14 protein-coding genes and 1 tRNA gene are annotated in these 13523 nt (G+C 63.9%); 7 read left to right on the plus strand and 8 right to left on the minus strand.

The window, feature by feature from the left end:
- Positions 1 to 171: 171 nt before the first annotated feature.
- The 3 genes from BM045_RS16970 (at position 172) to BM045_RS16980 (ending at position 1607) form a co-directional block, all read left to right on the plus strand.
- Positions 172 to 245: transfer RNA gene (locus BM045_RS16970), tRNA-Gly, on the plus strand.
- Positions 246 to 461: 216 nt separating this feature from the next.
- Entirely contained in the window at positions 462 to 683 is a 222-nt protein-coding gene (locus BM045_RS16975) for a hypothetical protein (RefSeq protein WP_092185391.1), read from the plus strand.
- Positions 684 to 707: 24 nt separating this feature from the next.
- A complete protein-coding gene (locus tag BM045_RS16980; protein WP_092185393.1) occupies positions 708 to 1607 on the plus strand; it encodes a tetratricopeptide repeat protein in 900 nt (299 codons plus the stop codon).
- Positions 1608 to 1642: 35 nt separating this feature from the next.
- Here the strand turns inward: BM045_RS16980 and BM045_RS16985 are convergent, their stop codons facing one another.
- Together BM045_RS16985 and BM045_RS18990 are read right to left on the minus strand one after the other, a co-directional pair.
- The gene (locus BM045_RS16985; protein WP_092185395.1) at positions 1643 to 2620 is read right to left on the minus strand and encodes a tetratricopeptide repeat protein; all 978 of its coding nucleotides are present in this window, start codon (positions 2618 to 2620) and stop codon (positions 1643 to 1645) included.
- A gap of 50 nt (positions 2621 to 2670) precedes the next feature.
- Positions 2671 to 2973, minus strand: coding sequence for an SH3 domain-containing protein (locus tag BM045_RS18990; RefSeq protein ID WP_170848558.1), 303 nt, complete (start codon positions 2971 to 2973; stop codon positions 2671 to 2673).
- 163 nt (positions 2974 to 3136) lie between these two features.
- Here BM045_RS18990 and BM045_RS16995 point away from each other — a divergent pair, with 163 nt between their 5' ends.
- Positions 3137 to 3775, plus strand: coding sequence for a FecR family protein (locus BM045_RS16995; protein WP_170848559.1), 639 nt, complete (start codon positions 3137 to 3139; stop codon positions 3773 to 3775).
- On the opposite strand, the gene BM045_RS17000 is transcribed toward BM045_RS16995, so the two are convergent.
- Together BM045_RS17000 and BM045_RS17005 are read right to left on the minus strand one after the other, a co-directional pair.
- Positions 3765 to 5585, minus strand: coding sequence for an adenylate/guanylate cyclase domain-containing protein (locus BM045_RS17000; protein ID WP_092185399.1), 1821 nt, complete (start codon positions 5583 to 5585; stop codon positions 3765 to 3767). The genes BM045_RS16995 and BM045_RS17000 overlap by 11 nt on opposite strands.
- A complete protein-coding gene (locus tag BM045_RS17005; RefSeq protein WP_244523035.1) occupies positions 5585 to 6268 on the minus strand; it encodes a Crp/Fnr family transcriptional regulator in 684 nt (227 codons plus the stop codon). Before BM045_RS17005 ends, BM045_RS17000 begins: the two co-directional genes overlap by 1 nt.
- A 181-nt stretch (positions 6269 to 6449) precedes the next feature.
- Here BM045_RS17005 and BM045_RS18995 point away from each other — a divergent pair, with 181 nt between their 5' ends.
- The 3 genes from BM045_RS18995 (at position 6450) to BM045_RS17020 (ending at position 8352) form a co-directional block, all read left to right on the plus strand.
- Positions 6450 to 6794 carry an SH3 domain-containing protein gene (locus tag BM045_RS18995; protein WP_170848560.1) on the plus strand — a complete coding sequence of 115 codons (345 nt, stop codon included), beginning with the start codon at positions 6450 to 6452 and terminating at the stop codon, positions 6792 to 6794.
- Positions 6795 to 7042: 248 nt separating this feature from the next.
- Positions 7043 to 7801 (plus strand): hypothetical protein, encoded by a 759-nt coding sequence (locus BM045_RS17015; protein WP_092185403.1) that lies wholly within the window; start codon positions 7043 to 7045, stop codon positions 7799 to 7801.
- Positions 7802 to 7827: 26 nt separating this feature from the next.
- Positions 7828 to 8352 carry a hypothetical protein gene (locus BM045_RS17020; protein ID WP_092185405.1) on the plus strand — a complete coding sequence of 175 codons (525 nt, stop codon included), beginning with the start codon at positions 7828 to 7830 and terminating at the stop codon, positions 8350 to 8352.
- 15 nt (positions 8353 to 8367) lie between these two features.
- Here BM045_RS17020 and BM045_RS17025 read toward each other — a convergent pair whose 3' ends face one another.
- The 4 genes from BM045_RS17025 to BM045_RS17040 all read right to left on the minus strand — a co-directional run bounded on the left by BM045_RS17025 (position 8368) and on the right by BM045_RS17040 (position 13413).
- Positions 8368 to 9300: a LysR substrate-binding domain-containing protein gene (locus BM045_RS17025; protein ID WP_092185407.1), complete on the minus strand. Its 933-nt coding sequence runs from the start codon at positions 9298 to 9300 to the stop codon at positions 8368 to 8370.
- Between the two features lie 124 nt (positions 9301 to 9424).
- Positions 9425 to 10486, minus strand: coding sequence for an ABC transporter ATP-binding protein (locus tag BM045_RS17030; RefSeq protein ID WP_348271258.1), 1062 nt, complete (start codon positions 10484 to 10486; stop codon positions 9425 to 9427).
- A 30-nt stretch (positions 10487 to 10516) separates the two neighbouring features.
- A complete protein-coding gene (locus BM045_RS17035) occupies positions 10517 to 12286 on the minus strand; it encodes an ABC transporter permease subunit (RefSeq protein WP_244523036.1) in 1770 nt (589 codons plus the stop codon).
- A gap of 59 nt (positions 12287 to 12345) precedes the next feature.
- Positions 12346 to 13413 carry an ABC transporter substrate-binding protein gene (locus BM045_RS17040; protein WP_092185411.1) on the minus strand — a complete coding sequence of 356 codons (1068 nt, stop codon included), beginning with the start codon at positions 13411 to 13413 and terminating at the stop codon, positions 12346 to 12348.
- Positions 13414 to 13523: the final 110 nt, after the last annotated feature.

A 13523-nucleotide genomic window follows, 5' to 3' on the forward strand; every position in this document is an offset into this window, starting at 1 on the left:
CGAAAAAAACGTCCGGCATATCCAAAGCATGGGAACAACCTTCCACATTCCGTAGAAGTTGTCGCTCTCTCACCCATACCCAACAATTACGGAGTTTCGCGAGCTTCCATTGCGGAAACCATCCGGCGTCCTTGACGCACCGCGCGATTTCCCGCATCACTCGAAACGCAGGCGGGTGTAGCTCAATGGTAGAGCAGAAGCTTCCCAAGCTTACGACGAGGGTTCGATTCCCTTCACCCGCTCCAGCCTCCTAATCCCAACCATATCAGACGAGTGCGCCGCTTCCTCGCCAAGGCAAACTTGGCCTTTTGCGCTACAGGTATACCTTCAGCCAATCCGATATGGGCATGCTTATTGGCATCCACGCTGTGCGCTCCGCCCCTTGTTTCCTGCGGAACAGCCTCGCCCCCGAGCTCCATCTACAACAGGGTCATCGCAACCGAGCACTACAGGAGCTCAAGATGATCCGCACCGCACTCGCCCTTCTCGTTCTCGCCGCCTCGACCAGCTTCGCCCATGCCAATCTGCCGGCCCTGCCGCAAACCGAGGTGTCGGCCAATCGCGTCACCGATTGCCGCCTTGAGGCCCAGCCGGCCCAGTGCACGGACTGGCGCGTCAGCCGCGGCCATGCCGATCTTGCCCCCCGCCATGTCGCCGTCGACGCTACCGTTGCAGCAGCCTGAACCACCCTATGCCTGGAGGGCAAAATGATCCGCACCAGCTTTTTCGCCGTCGGCCTGCTCCTTGCTGCCACGGCCTCAGCTTCGGCAGCGCCGCTCAACGCCCTCGAACAAGCCTGTGCAGCCCAAGCGGCCAGCCCGTTCGAGGTAGGGTTTGAAACCACCGGGCTTCAGGTCAACGAGATCGACCTTGAGCGCACGGTCGATGCCTGCACCACCGCACTGGGCAGCGGCGAGAACGACATTCGTGTCGCGGCCTGGATGGCGCGGGCCTATTATGCTGCCGGCCAGTTCGACGAAGCCTATGCCTTTGCCAAGCCTGCGGCGGAACATGACGTACCGCTCGGCCTCTATGTGGCCGGCGTGCTGCTCAGCAATGGCGAGGGCGTGGCCCGCGATGCCGATCTCGGCTTCGACCTGTTGATGACCGCCGCCGAGGCTGATTTCGTGCCGGCGTTTCATGCCGTGGCGATCAGCCTGATCAATGGCGCCGGCATTGATGATGATGCCGATGCGGAGACGGCGCTGGGGCTACTGCAATTTGCGGCCGATGAGGGCTTTGGCCCGGCCGCGACCACGCTGGGACAGATGTATTTCGAGGGTGTCGGTGTCGCCAAGGACGACGTGGAATCGGCCCGTCTGCTGCGCCTCGCCGCGCATTATGGCGATGCCGAAGGCCTGCACGAGCTGGCCTGGTATAATGAGCAGGGCATTGGCACGGCGGTTGATCCGGTCGCGGCTGTCGATCTCTATTGGGCGGCCATCGAGCAGGGCAGCGAACAGTCGATGCTCAATCTCGCCGGGCTTTATCTCGAAGGGCGTGGCGTGGCGCAGGATATCGACATGGCGGCAGAATTGCTGGCTCGCGCCGCCGCGCTGGGCAATGTCGATGCGCAGCAGGTGCTCGAGATGATCGCCAATTCGTAAAAGCAAAAGGTGCGGTTCATCCGCGCCCTTTCTGTTCAGCGGGCGTAATAGGCCCGCAGCCTTGCCAATGCATCGGCATCCATGCCGTCGCCCGTCGCGGCGATCTCGGTCTTGATGGCGGCCAGATTGCGCTCTGAGAGGCCGGTGGCCTCCTGCTGCAGCCAGCGCGCCAGTTCCATATCGCGGTCCCGCAACGCCGCGATGACCAGCGTCTCGCTCTCGTCCTGCTCGGCGGCACTACCATCCTGCAGCATCAGGCCGAGCTGCAACCCGGCATTGATGTCGGCGTCATCAATGGCAGCCGAGCGAAACAGCTCCAGCGCTCTCGCCCGTTCGGCATCATCGACCGTGCCTTCGAGCAGCAGATAGCCGAGGTTGATCTTGGCCCAGCTGAAATCGCCGGCGATGGCCTGTTCGTAATAGCGCGCGGCCTGTTGGGCATCGCGCACTACCAACTCGCCTTCGTCATAGAGGACGCCGATATTATAGGCCGCCTCGGCATCGCCCAGCGCCGCGGCCTGTTCGAAGCGGGCGATGGCCGCCGCGCCATCGTCATCATCGTCGCGGGCAAATACGCCGAGATTGAACATGGCGTTGAAGCTGCCGGCTTCGGCTGCCTGCTGGTTGAGCGCCACGGCCTTGGCATAGGCAATATCGGTGATGGTCTGGCCTAGGCCGACGCCGGCTTCGACATAGCCGCCGTCGACGGCTGCCTGATACAGCGCCATGGCCTCTTCGGTGCGGCCATCCTGGTTGAGCACGCGGGCCAGCTGGTAGGCCATGCGCGGCTGCTGGTTATCGGCCGCCCAGGCGGCGCGGCAGGCCGTTTCGGCATCGGCGACGACGATGTCGCCAAAGGGCACGCCCGGAACGCTATCGGGCCGGGCCGCATCCACCGGGCTCGCGGCCAGCTGGTCGCAGAGCGCCGCGGGATCAGCCGCCACCGCCGGCAGGGCAAGGGACAGTCCGGCCAAAAGCAATGCCGTCTTGATGGAAAGCCGGTTGGTCAGCATGACAAAGTCCTCCGCTCTGGTCCGGCGGCGCCGGCCTCAGTTAGGCGCGATCAATAAGCGCTTGGGGCCGGCTTGCTATAGCCGCCACCGCTGCCGCAATAGCCGGCATCGGCGGTGATGTAGCGGGCGGCGACCCAGCCCCAACGGCCGTTCCACTGCACGCGATACCAGCCGTCCTGGACCTGGTCGTAGCTCACCTGCACGCAGCGGGCGATGGTGCCGAGCTTGGCGTAATAGGTGCCCGGGCCGTCGCGGAAGTTGATGCTGCCGGTGGTCCAGCCGGTGCTGGCGGCCAGCGAGGCGGTGGTCATGGCTGTCACGAGTGCCAGCGCGAGAATGGATTTCTGAAGCATTGCCTTGTCCCTCAAGTTACAATGCCGGCATCCTATCCATCGTAGATTGGGCAGCATCGAACGTCTGTTCGATGCGAGGTCACGAATGGCCCGGCATGGATTGTGCGTCGCGCAGATCGGGCCGCAGGCCCGCCGCTCCGCCGACGCACTGGAGGGATGCCCAATGACGATCCTCAACCTGCTGCAACAGCCGATCCTGGCGCGACGGCGCCTCTTGGCCCTGATGGGACTGGCCGGCGCAGGCGCACTCGTTTCGCCGGCTTTCGCAACTGTGCCGGTCGGCAAGGTCGTGTCGATCGACGGTTCGGTCGCCCTCGAACGCGAGACGACCACCCTTGATCTATCGCCCGACGATCCGCTGATGATCGACGACCGGGTGATGACGCGCGAGGATGGTTTTGCCCTGCTGCTGCTCGATGACCGCACCAAGATCAATCTCGGCGCCAGCAGCGAACTGACCATCGATCAGTTCATCGTCGATCAGGGCGGCACGATCTCCCTGGGCGGCGCCATGCTGTTCGACCGGCCATCCGAGCTGCCGCCTACCGATATCACCATCCTCACCGCCTTCGGCCAGATCGGCGTGCGCGGCACGCGGTTCTTTGCCGGTCCGACCAAGGGCAAGTTCTCGGTGTTCGTCGATCATGGCTCGGTGTCGGTCACCGGCGGGGGCGAAGCGCGCATTCTGAGTGGCGGTGAAGGCGTGGAATTCGCAGCCGAAGGCGCGGCGCCCGGTCCGGTGGTCGAATGGGGTGATGCCCGCATTGCCGAGGCTTTTGCCAGCGTCAGAGTTACGCGCTAGCCGCGGGATTGTAGACGGCGACCGAACCGAAGCCGCGGATATCGATCGTTCCGGCGGCGACGAGCTTCGTGGTCGCCAGCGCTGCGGCGCCGGGGCCAATGCAGATGCTGCTACCCAGCGCCTTGTTGGCCTCTTCGAGCCGCGCCGCCATGTTGATGGCCGGGCCATGCGCCGTATAGTCGATCTTGTCGGCGGCACCCACGTCACCCAGGATCACCATGCCGGTCTCGATGCCGATGCGGGTGCGGCCAAAATTCAGCGCCTGCATGTCGGGCTGCAGCCGGAAAGCCTCGGCAAACACCTGCATCTCCACAGCACAAGCAATGGCCTTGTCGACATGATTATCGAGGTCGGCCGGGGCATTGAACAGCGCATGCATGGCATCGCCCACCAGCTTGTCGATCATCCCGCCATGCGCCAGCACGATGCGGGTCATGCCGGAGAAATAGGCGTCGAGAATGCCGACAAAGCGGCGCGGCTCGACGCCCTGCAGCGACTGGGTAAAGCCCTCGATATCGGTGAACAGCGCGGTAACCTGGCGCTCCTCACCCTCCAGCCGCAGCAGATTTGGTTCGCGCACGAAGCGGGCGACAACGTCCGGCGGCAGCAATTGTCCGATCCGGCGCCGCATTGCCGTCTCGGCGCGGCGCGTCCGCGCGGCTTGCGTCAGGATGGCCGCCAGGCCTGCCAGAACAAGGATCGTTGCTGGCTCGATCGGATCGAGCAATCCGCCGGTTTGCAGCACGTAGCCGGTGGTCGTGGCGAGCCAGGCGAGCACCAAGCCAATGATCACCATGCCGGCAAACAGCGGCGCGAGTACTATGCCGACAACGCCCACCCCGAGCCCGCCCAACAGCGCAACGCCCGCCTCAATAGCATTGGCATTGCCATGCCGTAGCGGCAGGCGACCGGCCAATAGTCCAGCCGCAAGATCGGCGTGGATATGCACGGAGGGGTGCACCGGGCTGGTGGCGGTAGCGCGCAGGGCGCCAGCCCCAGGGGCGCTGCTGCCCACAAACACCAGTTTATCAGTTAGGCGCTGCGCGACCGTTTCATCGTCCAGCAGCGTCGCGGCCGCAACGGTCCGCGTCTGCCATTGCGCCGGCGATCCCGGCTGGAAACGCAAGCTGGCCGAAGGCCCGATTTCCACCGGTGCACCAAAGATGCGCAACCATGCCGGATCACCGCCAATCAGTGGCGAACCCGAGCCCTTGGCGAGCCGCACCACATCGGCGGCCAGACCGAGATATGCGCTGTCGCCAACCACCACCAGTGCCGGGGCTTCGCGAATGATCGCGTCCATGCCACCGGCCAGCGAGGCGGCGGCGCTGCCGGCTGCGGCGCTCTCGAAGCTCGGACAGGCATGTTCGGCACCGGGCGCCTGCCAGATCAGCGGCAGGGCGAGGCCTTGGCTGGCGGCGATATTGGCTGGTGGCCGTGGCTGGCCGTCGCCGCTAGCTAGCAGGAAACCCAGCGTGGTGGGAACCTTGGCGATGGCCATGGCTAGGGTCTGGTTGGTGGCGCTGACGGCGCAATCGGCGCTGAGCACGATATCGAGCGCCACGGCCTTGGGCTTGGCATCAGCGATCGTGGTCATCAGCCGGGCCGTCTGCGAACGGCTCCATCCTGCGCCGATATCGACGACCACTATCTCGTCCGAGCTGGGCAGCGGCATCAAGCCGACCAGCCGGTCCAAACCCGTCTCGCGCCATGGCGCGGCATCGTCGGGCAGCAGCACAATCAGCGCGGCGCCCAGCATGGCGACGGATGCCGCTACCAGCATGGGCAGGCCGCGCCACCAGTCGAGCATCACGCCGCTCCGGGTTCGGCGATCAGCGCCAGCTGCTCGAGATCGCAGGTCAGCACCGGGCCGGCGCGCGTGATGGCTCCGATCTCCTCCAGCGCCACGATGGCGCGATTGACCTTGGGCCGGCTGGCGCCGAGCACGCCGGCCAGTTCGGTCTGGCTCAGGTCGAGCCGCAATTGCGGATGGTCCGGCAGGTCGTCGCCAAAATACTGCCGGATGGTCAGCAGCAGGAAACGCGCCAACCGCGCCTCGATCTCGAACAGGGCGATGGATTCGAGCTGGTCAGTGGTGTCGCGCAGCCGCTGCACCAGGTACCGGATCAGCGATGTCGCCGTCTGCGGAAACCGCGTCTGCAGGCGTTCGAAATCATGCCGCATCAGGATCAGCGCTTCGGTCGCGGCAGCAGCCGTGGCATCGGCCGAGCGCGGCGCGCCATCGAGCAGTGATAGTTCGCCCAGGATATCGCCCGCTTCGGCATAGCGCAGCGTCAGCTCGCGGCCCGATGCGGTGAGCAGCGACAGCTTGATGCGCCCCTCGGTGACCACGACGATATAGTCGCCGTCGTCGCCGCGCTGGAAAATGCTTTCGCTGGCGACCCAGCGGCGCGACATGGCCATGCTGTCGAGCATGGCGACGGCCTCGGCTTCGAAGCCTTCAAAGATCGCAAAGGATCTCCAGAACGCCACTCCTGTCCTGACGGGCGCCATGCCGGAACTCCAAGCCTTTCGCTGCGAGCAGCAGAATTGGCCGATTATTCAACGCTCTGCAAGCGTGTTCCCCAGGGAACTGCGGGCCGGCCAGCCAGGGCCCATTGTCCATACATCGGATCGCAGAGGGCGATCTGGAAACCGACAAAGGGATTTCACCATGTTCAAACGTATCGCTTTCGCCGCCGCCGTCATCGTCGCAACCACCACGGCCAGCATGGCCGCAGGCCCGGGCTGGACCACCGGTGGGGTCAACTTTCGCGACGGCGCCGGCGCCTATTATGCCAAGATCGGCAGCATTCCGCATTGCGCCAGCATCCAGCTCGATTACGTCAGCAACGGCTGGTATCGCGTGCAGTGGAATGGCCGTTGGGGCTGGGTTGCCCAGCGCTATGTGACCACCGACGGCAACTATTGCGCCAACTACAGCGCCCCGGCCCATTACAATGCGCCCGTGCACTACAATGCTCCGTCCTACAACAAGCCCGCCAGCGGCGGCTACTAAGCCTCTTCTCAGCCATCAACAGATCAGAACACCCTGCCGGTCAACGGCAGGGTGTTCCTGCTTTTGGCCTGCCAGGTCGAACGTCTGTTCGATGTCCCTCGCCTGCCCTGCTCCTAGTTTGGCCGCATGGCCAGTACGGAGAAAAGCTGGCCTGTTTCCTGCGGAACAGCGCGGCCACACCAAACGACGCAGATTGTGGTCAGCAACCGACGCACAGGGCGGTCGGCAACAGATCAAGGACTTCACAAATGGCAAATACGCGCTTCACCCTCGGCTTTTCCCGCAAGACTTTGATCGCGGCGCTTTTGGGCGGCATTGCCGCACTGGCTCTGGCTTTGCCGCTGGCAGCCACGGCGCAGGAAGCGGCCCCCGCCGTCAGCGCCACCGAAGCCGAGATGATGACCATCGCGCCAGAACTGTTCGGCTTCCTCAAAGCCAATTTCCCCGAGGATTTCAGCGGCTTCGTCACCCAGGTCGAGACCACGGTGGCCAGTGGCGGCAATGTCGAGGGCATGGTGGCGACGCATATGCTGGAGCTGCGCCAGAAATATGCCGTGCACCTGACCAGCGCCAGCGATGAAGCCCTGACATCGGTGATGACTGCCTCGATCGCTCTGCAGCAGGCTGTGATGGATGGCGAGGGCGCAGCCGCCTGCGGTGGTTTCGTTGTCAGCGGTCCGGGCGTGTTCGAGGGCACGCCCGCCGCGGCCAAGTATGAAGACCTGGTGATGGCGCAGATCGTGCTGCTGCTGGCTGCGGCCAAAGGCGGCCACGACGCTCCCGTGACGCGCGAGCCGGCCAGCGAAGCCGATTGGAAGCTGATCGCGGAAAAGACGGTCGAAGCCGGCGCCAGCCAGACGGGCCTCCAGGCCATCGCAATGCTCGACGCCGCCAATCCCGAACTTTGCACGACGCTGCTGACCATGCTTGAGGCAATGAACACCGAATCCAGCGGCGTCGGCGCCCGCGTTCGCGCCGATTATCTCGCCCAGGTCGGCACACTCTGATTAAATTCGACCATCAGGAGACCATCATGCACCGCAAGTCCCTCTTCCTCAGCACCGCCTTCGCCCTGTTCTCGCTCAGCGTCATGGCCGGCGAACTCGATTCCTTTGTCGCCGCCAGCGATGGCGCCACCAATTGCTGGTCTCGCGCCTATGACGCGAAACACATGGCCGCCCATCCCGACCAGCAGGTGGTGGCCATGGACCTCGCCGTCACCTTCATGGCGCAGTCCGATATCGGTCCCGAGCAATATGTGTTCCGTCTCGAGGCCACTATGCGTGACGGCACGCAAGGCCAGGCGGTCGGCCCCTGCATGGCCGATGGCAATGAGATGTGGTGCGGTGTCGAATGCGATGGCGGCGGCGTCTATGTCAGCACGCGCTCGGGCGGCAATGTGCTGGTCGATCTCGAACGACGCGGCTCGATCTGGATGTCGACCAGCTGCGGCGACGAGAATTTCGACGAGGGCTTCTCCCTCGACTCCGGCCGCGACGACAAGCAGTTCCTGCTCAGCCAATTGCTGCCGCAGTTCTGCCTGCCGGCCGAATACTGAGGCCTGCCGCCAGCTCTAGCTGTTCGGCACCACGGTGCCGAACAGGCCCGGCTCGGTAACGAAGCGGCGGCAGTGCTCGATGAAGGCGGTCACCGTCTGGGTACGATGCTCGGCATGCGGCAGGGCCACGCCCATGGCCAGCGGCCGCAGCCCTTCGAGCGCGACAAAGCTCAGCGGCTTGCCATCGGGCGAAAGGTTGTTGAGCGGCCGCATATTGGCAATGCCGTAGCCAAAGCCATTGGCCACCATGGAGCGCATCACAGCGATATCGCCGGTCCGCTCGGCGATGCGCGGGCGCAGGCCCTTCTGGTCAAAGGCCGAGAGGAAATATTCCCGGCTGTAGGGCAGGTCGAGCAGGACCATAGGCTCCTGCACCAGCTCCTCGGGCACCACCGAGCTGCGGCTCGACAGCGGATGATCGACAGGCAGCATGACATAGGCCGGCAATTGCAGCAGCGGCTCGAAATCGACGTCCTGCGACAGTTCGAGATCATAGGTCAGCGCTAGGTCGATCTCGCCCTGGTGCAGCATGTCGAACAGCCGGCCCTGGTTGAATTCGAACTGGCGGATTCGCACGTCCGGATAGGTCGCCTCGAACTTGTGCCGCAGCGAGGGCAACACGATCTGCGCGAAAGTCAGCAGGCACCCGATGGCCAGCGGCCCGCGCACCACACTCGAAATGTCGCTGGCCACATCATGCAGCGCATCGGCATCGCTGAGCAGCCGCGCGGCCTCCTTGAGGAACACCCTGCCCCCCGCGGTCAGCGACAGGCCATGGCTATGCCGGCGCACGAACAGCTGGATGCCGAACTCGGCTTCCAGCTGGGCGATCGACGCCGAAATGGAGGGTGGGGAAACATTGACCTGTTCGGCGGCCTTGGCGATGCTGCCGGCTTCACCGACGGCAACGAAATATTCCAACTGCCTTAGCGTAAATCTTAGCGGCATTGCCCCAGACCAAGTGCTTCCCCTTTGTTTGTTCCGATGGGGTTGCATAGTCAAGTCGGGCACCGCTCAGGTGGTAAAGGGATCGGTCCCGCGATCGGCTGATCGCGAGACCAAAGTCGCGAGCCTAGTTGTCGAGGTAGCACGCGTGTTCGGGCTTCCAGCTCACCTTGACGGCAAGGCCACGGGCCAGGTCGTCCATCTGCGCCGGGCGGCGCACAATCACCATCTTGTCGCCCTTGAGCGCAATGGTGACGCGGGTGTCGGAGCCGGCATAGGTGCTCTCGATCACCGTACCGTCGAGCGCCCAGGGCTCGCTGCCATTGAGGATGATGTCCTCGGGGCGAACCATCACGGCCGAGGTGTCCGCCGATGTTGCCGCCTGTACCGGCAGCGATCCAACTTCCGTCGCCAGCTGGCCGTTTTCCATGGCGCCCTTGAAGATATTGGACTCGCCGATGAAGTCGGCGACAAAGACCGAAGCCGGCTTTTCGTACATTTCGCGCGGCGTGCCGATCTGCTCGATCTGGCCATTGTTCATCAGGCAGATGCGGTCCGACAGGGCCAGCGCCTCTTCCTGGTCGTGGGTCACGAAAATGATCGTGGCGCCGGTCTCGCGGTGAATGCGCTTGATCTCGTCCTGCATCACTTCGCGCAGCTTGCGATCGAGAGCACCAAGCGGCTCGTCCATCAGGATGACGCTGGGCCGGTAAACCAGGCACCGCGCCAGCGCCACGCGCTGCTGCTGGCCACCCGACAGCGCGCGCGGCGAACGGTCGGCCGCATGGGCCAAACCCACCATGGCCAGCGCGTCATCGACGCGGCTCTTGATCTGGTCGGCCGGCGTGCCGCGCATCTGCAGCGGGAAGGCGATATTCTCGCGCACCGTCAGATGTGGAAAAAGCGCATAGCTCTGGAACACCACGCCGATATCGCGCTGATGCACCGGCGCATCGGTCTGGTCGACGCCGTCGATGATCAACCGGCCGGTTGTGGCGTCGACGAGCCCGCTGATCAGCTGCAGCAGCGTAGTCTTGCCTGACCCGGAGGGCCCGAGCAAGGTCAGCAATTCGCCGGTGCGGACCTCGAGGCTCACCGGCTGCAGTGCAACCGTCTTGCCATAGGTCTTGCCGAGCTGGTTGATCGAAAGCTTGGTGCCGGTCACGGCTTCGGTTGCGGTCTGGGACATGTTGGTCATCTGCTTTGCGGGTTCTCTCGATCAGGCGCGCGGGCGCGCAACTTCGGCGAGGACGAAAAGGACGGTTACTACGAGGAGAACCACGAGGGAGGCTGCGGCAAGGGTCGGGCTAACGGAGAGGATCACGTCGTCCCACATCTGCTTGGGCAGGGTCTGGCGCAGGCCACCGCCGACGAACATGGCAATGGTCAGCTCGTCGAAGGAGTGCAGGAAGCCAAACAGGAAACCGGCCACCAGCCCGCCCTTGCATAGAGGCAAGGTGATGTGGCGCAGCACCTGGAAGCGGTTGGCGCCCAGCGTCGAAGCCGCCTGGTCGAGCCGCCAGTCATGCGCCTTGAAGGTGGTCAGGACGATGATGAACACCACGGGCAGCGACACGACGACATGGCCAAGGATAATGCCGATGTCGGTCGCCAGCAGGCCGATATTGGCGAAGAAATAGGCCAGCGAGACGGCGATAACGATATTGGGCACGATCATCGGCAGCATGAAGCCCATGAAAGCGACGCCGCCGAGCTTGCCGGTGCTGCGCGCCACGCCATAGCCGCCCATGCCCGCGATCAGGCCGGTCAGCACGGCGCAGGCCAAAGCGATGTAGAAGGAGCGGATGGTCGCATCGATCCAGATCGGCGAGGTGAAATAGGTCTCCATCCAGCGCATCGACAGGCCGGTCGGCGGGAATTGCAGGAAGCTGGATTCCCCGAAAGCCATCGGGATGAAAGCCACCACCGGCACCAGCAGCACCAGCATGGTGATGACGGCCATGGCGGGCAGCAGCCAGCCGAAGCGATAGCCGCCGAGCACCTTTGCAAAAGCCTCGGAAATTGCCGTGACGATATAGGCGACCAGCGCGATGACACGGTTGCCGAAATCGCGAGCCGGGCCGGTCGAGATTTTCGCAGAGGTGCCGCCGGTGACCGAGGAAATGCCGAACAGGCGGTCATAGACCAGGCAGAAGATCAGCGTCACGGCGAGCAGCATGGTGGCGATGGCGCCGGCCAACCGCCAATTGAGCATCTGCGTCACCTGGGTGATCAGCAATTGTCCGATCACCGTGTCGCGCGGGCCGCCCAGCAATTGCGGGGTGACGAAAAAGCCGATCGAGCTGACGAAGACCAAAAGGCCCGCGGCGGTGGCGCCCGGCATGGAGAGCGGGAAGAACACGCGCCAGAAGGACTGCATCGGCTTGGCGCCGAGCGTGCGCGAGGCCGGCACCAGCGTGCGATCGACCGAAAGCATCGAGGGCAGCATGGTCATGATGGCCAGCGGCATCATGGTATGAGCGACGGCAAAGATCACCGTGGCGCGCTGATACAGCAGGTCGGCCGGAGCCTCCATGCCCATCGACTGCAGCACGGAATTGACGATGCCATTGCGCGCCAGCAGCACGATCCAGGAGAAATTCTTGAGCAGGGCGCCGGTCCAGAACGGCAGCAGCACGAACCACATGGCCAAGCGCCGCGGACGATCTTCTAGCCGCGACAACCAATAGGCCACCGGATAGCCGAACAGCAGGCAGAGCACAGTCGCCTGGAAGCCGATGCCGAAGGTATTAAGCAAAACGTCGACATAGATCTTGGCGCCGAACATCTGCTCATAGACCGAGAGCGAGAAGGCGCCATCCATGTTCTGGAAGCTCAGGCCGATCAGCGACAGGGTCGGGATGGCCAGCATGACGATCAGGAACAGCCCGCCGGGTGCGGCGAGGCTGATGCTGTCGAGCGAGAAACGCCGTTTGTCCGTCGGCCCGGTGGCCTGGCGCATGGGCAGCGGAGAGGTCGTGTCGGCCATCGGAATTCCTTGAAAATGGACCGGGCGCCGGGGGAAGCGCCCGGTCCAAAGGGGTCAGATTAGCTCAGCAGCCAGGCTTCGAAGCGCTCGGTGACAGCATTGAGATTTTCGCCCCAATAGGCGTTGTCGAGCGGACGCAGCTTTTCGATATGGCCCGGGGCGGTCGGCAGGTTGCCGCGCTTGTCTTCGGCAACGAAGTCATAGCCCTTGAGGTGGGTCGGCGAGACGGCCAGAATTTCGGTGTACTTGGCCTGACGCTGCGGATCGAGCGTGTACTCGATGAACTTGCGGGCCATGTCAGCCTTGGGCGAGCCCTTGGGAATGGTCCAGCCGCCGAGGTTGTAGTGGCCTTCAACCCAGGAGATCGCAGCCGGAGCGCCATCGTTGATGGCGGTCTGGGCACGGGTGTTCCAGATGTTGAGCATGTCGACTTCGCCATTCTGCAGCAGCTGGGTGCCCTGGGCACCGCTCGTCCACCAGACGGCGATTTCGCTCTTGATCTTGTCGAGGCTGGCGAAAGCACGGTCGATGTCGAGCGGGTAGAGCTCGTCGATCGCGACGCCATCGGCCAGCAGCGCAATTTCCATCGTGGTGATCGGGCTGCGATACAGCGAACGGCGACCCGGGAAGGCGGTCGTGTTCCAGAAATCGGCCCAGGACTTGGGCGCGTTTTCACCAAGCGTGTCGGTACGATAGCCGAGCGAGATGGCAAACATGTAGACGGCGGCGAACTTGTCGGTGATCGCACCGCCGACAAAGTCGGCCGGGTTGATATTGGGCAGGTTCAGCGGCTCGAAATAGTCACCTTCGCGGTTGAGGCGATCGATGTGCTCGGGCGTCATGACGCTGACGTCCATCAGGTAGTAGCTGGTGTCGACCAGCATCTGATACTGCGGCACCGGATCGGGGCTCAGCACGATATTGTTGATGCGGATGCCGGTTTCGGCCTCGAAGGGGTCGTAGAAGGCCAGGCGGAAGGCTTCCGCATAAGGGCCACCGGTGTCGCCGATGGTCAGCGCGTCAGCGGCGAAAGCCGGGCGCGTGAAGATGGCGGGGGCGGCCAGGGCAATGGCAGCGCCGGCGCTGGACTTGAGCAGCGTGCGACGGTTCATGTTCAGTTTGGTCATCCGTTCCCTCCAGGAACAATAGCAAACGAGGTTTCAGTCAGATGTCGGCGGCATTGCGCGATGCCTTCGACTTCCTGGCCCGGCGCTGCGCATCGCCGGACTGAGAATTG

It is taken from the genome of Devosia sp. YR412 (assembly GCF_900110945.1).
GTDB lineage: Bacteria > Pseudomonadota > Alphaproteobacteria > Rhizobiales > Devosiaceae > Devosia.

Bases quoted from the DNA above. Each gene is read 5' to 3' on its own strand.
- BM045_RS17030 (WP_348271258.1), bottom strand. From the start codon at position 10,486: ATGTCCCAGACCGCAACCGAAGCCGTGACCGGCACCAAGCTTTCGATC.
- BM045_RS16995 (WP_170848559.1), top strand. From the start codon at position 3,137: ATGACGATCCTCAACCTGCTGCAACAGCCGATCCTGGCGCGACGGCGC.
- BM045_RS17000 (WP_092185399.1), bottom strand. From the start codon at position 5,585: ATGCTCGACTGGTGGCGCGGCCTGCCCATGCTGGTAGCGGCATCCGTC.
- BM045_RS16980 (WP_092185393.1), top strand. From the start codon at position 708: ATGATCCGCACCAGCTTTTTCGCCGTCGGCCTGCTCCTTGCTGCCACG.
- BM045_RS17035 (WP_244523036.1), bottom strand. From the start codon at position 12,286: ATGGCCGACACGACCTCTCCGCTGCCCATGCGCCAGGCCACCGGGCCG.
- BM045_RS17020 (WP_092185405.1), top strand. From the start codon at position 7,828: ATGCACCGCAAGTCCCTCTTCCTCAGCACCGCCTTCGCCCTGTTCTCG.
- BM045_RS17040 (WP_092185411.1), bottom strand. From the start codon at position 13,413: ATGACCAAACTGAACATGAACCGTCGCACGCTGCTCAAGTCCAGCGCC.
- BM045_RS16975 (WP_092185391.1), top strand. From the start codon at position 462: ATGATCCGCACCGCACTCGCCCTTCTCGTTCTCGCCGCCTCGACCAGC.
- BM045_RS18995 (WP_170848560.1), top strand. From the start codon at position 6,450: ATGTTCAAACGTATCGCTTTCGCCGCCGCCGTCATCGTCGCAACCACC.
- BM045_RS18990 (WP_170848558.1), bottom strand. From the start codon at position 2,973: ATGCTTCAGAAATCCATTCTCGCGCTGGCACTCGTGACAGCCATGACC.
- BM045_RS17015 (WP_092185403.1), top strand. From the start codon at position 7,043: ATGGCAAATACGCGCTTCACCCTCGGCTTTTCCCGCAAGACTTTGATC.
- BM045_RS16985 (WP_092185395.1), bottom strand. From the start codon at position 2,620: ATGCTGACCAACCGGCTTTCCATCAAGACGGCATTGCTTTTGGCCGGA.
- BM045_RS17025 (WP_092185407.1), bottom strand. From the start codon at position 9,300: ATGCCGCTAAGATTTACGCTAAGGCAGTTGGAATATTTCGTTGCCGTC.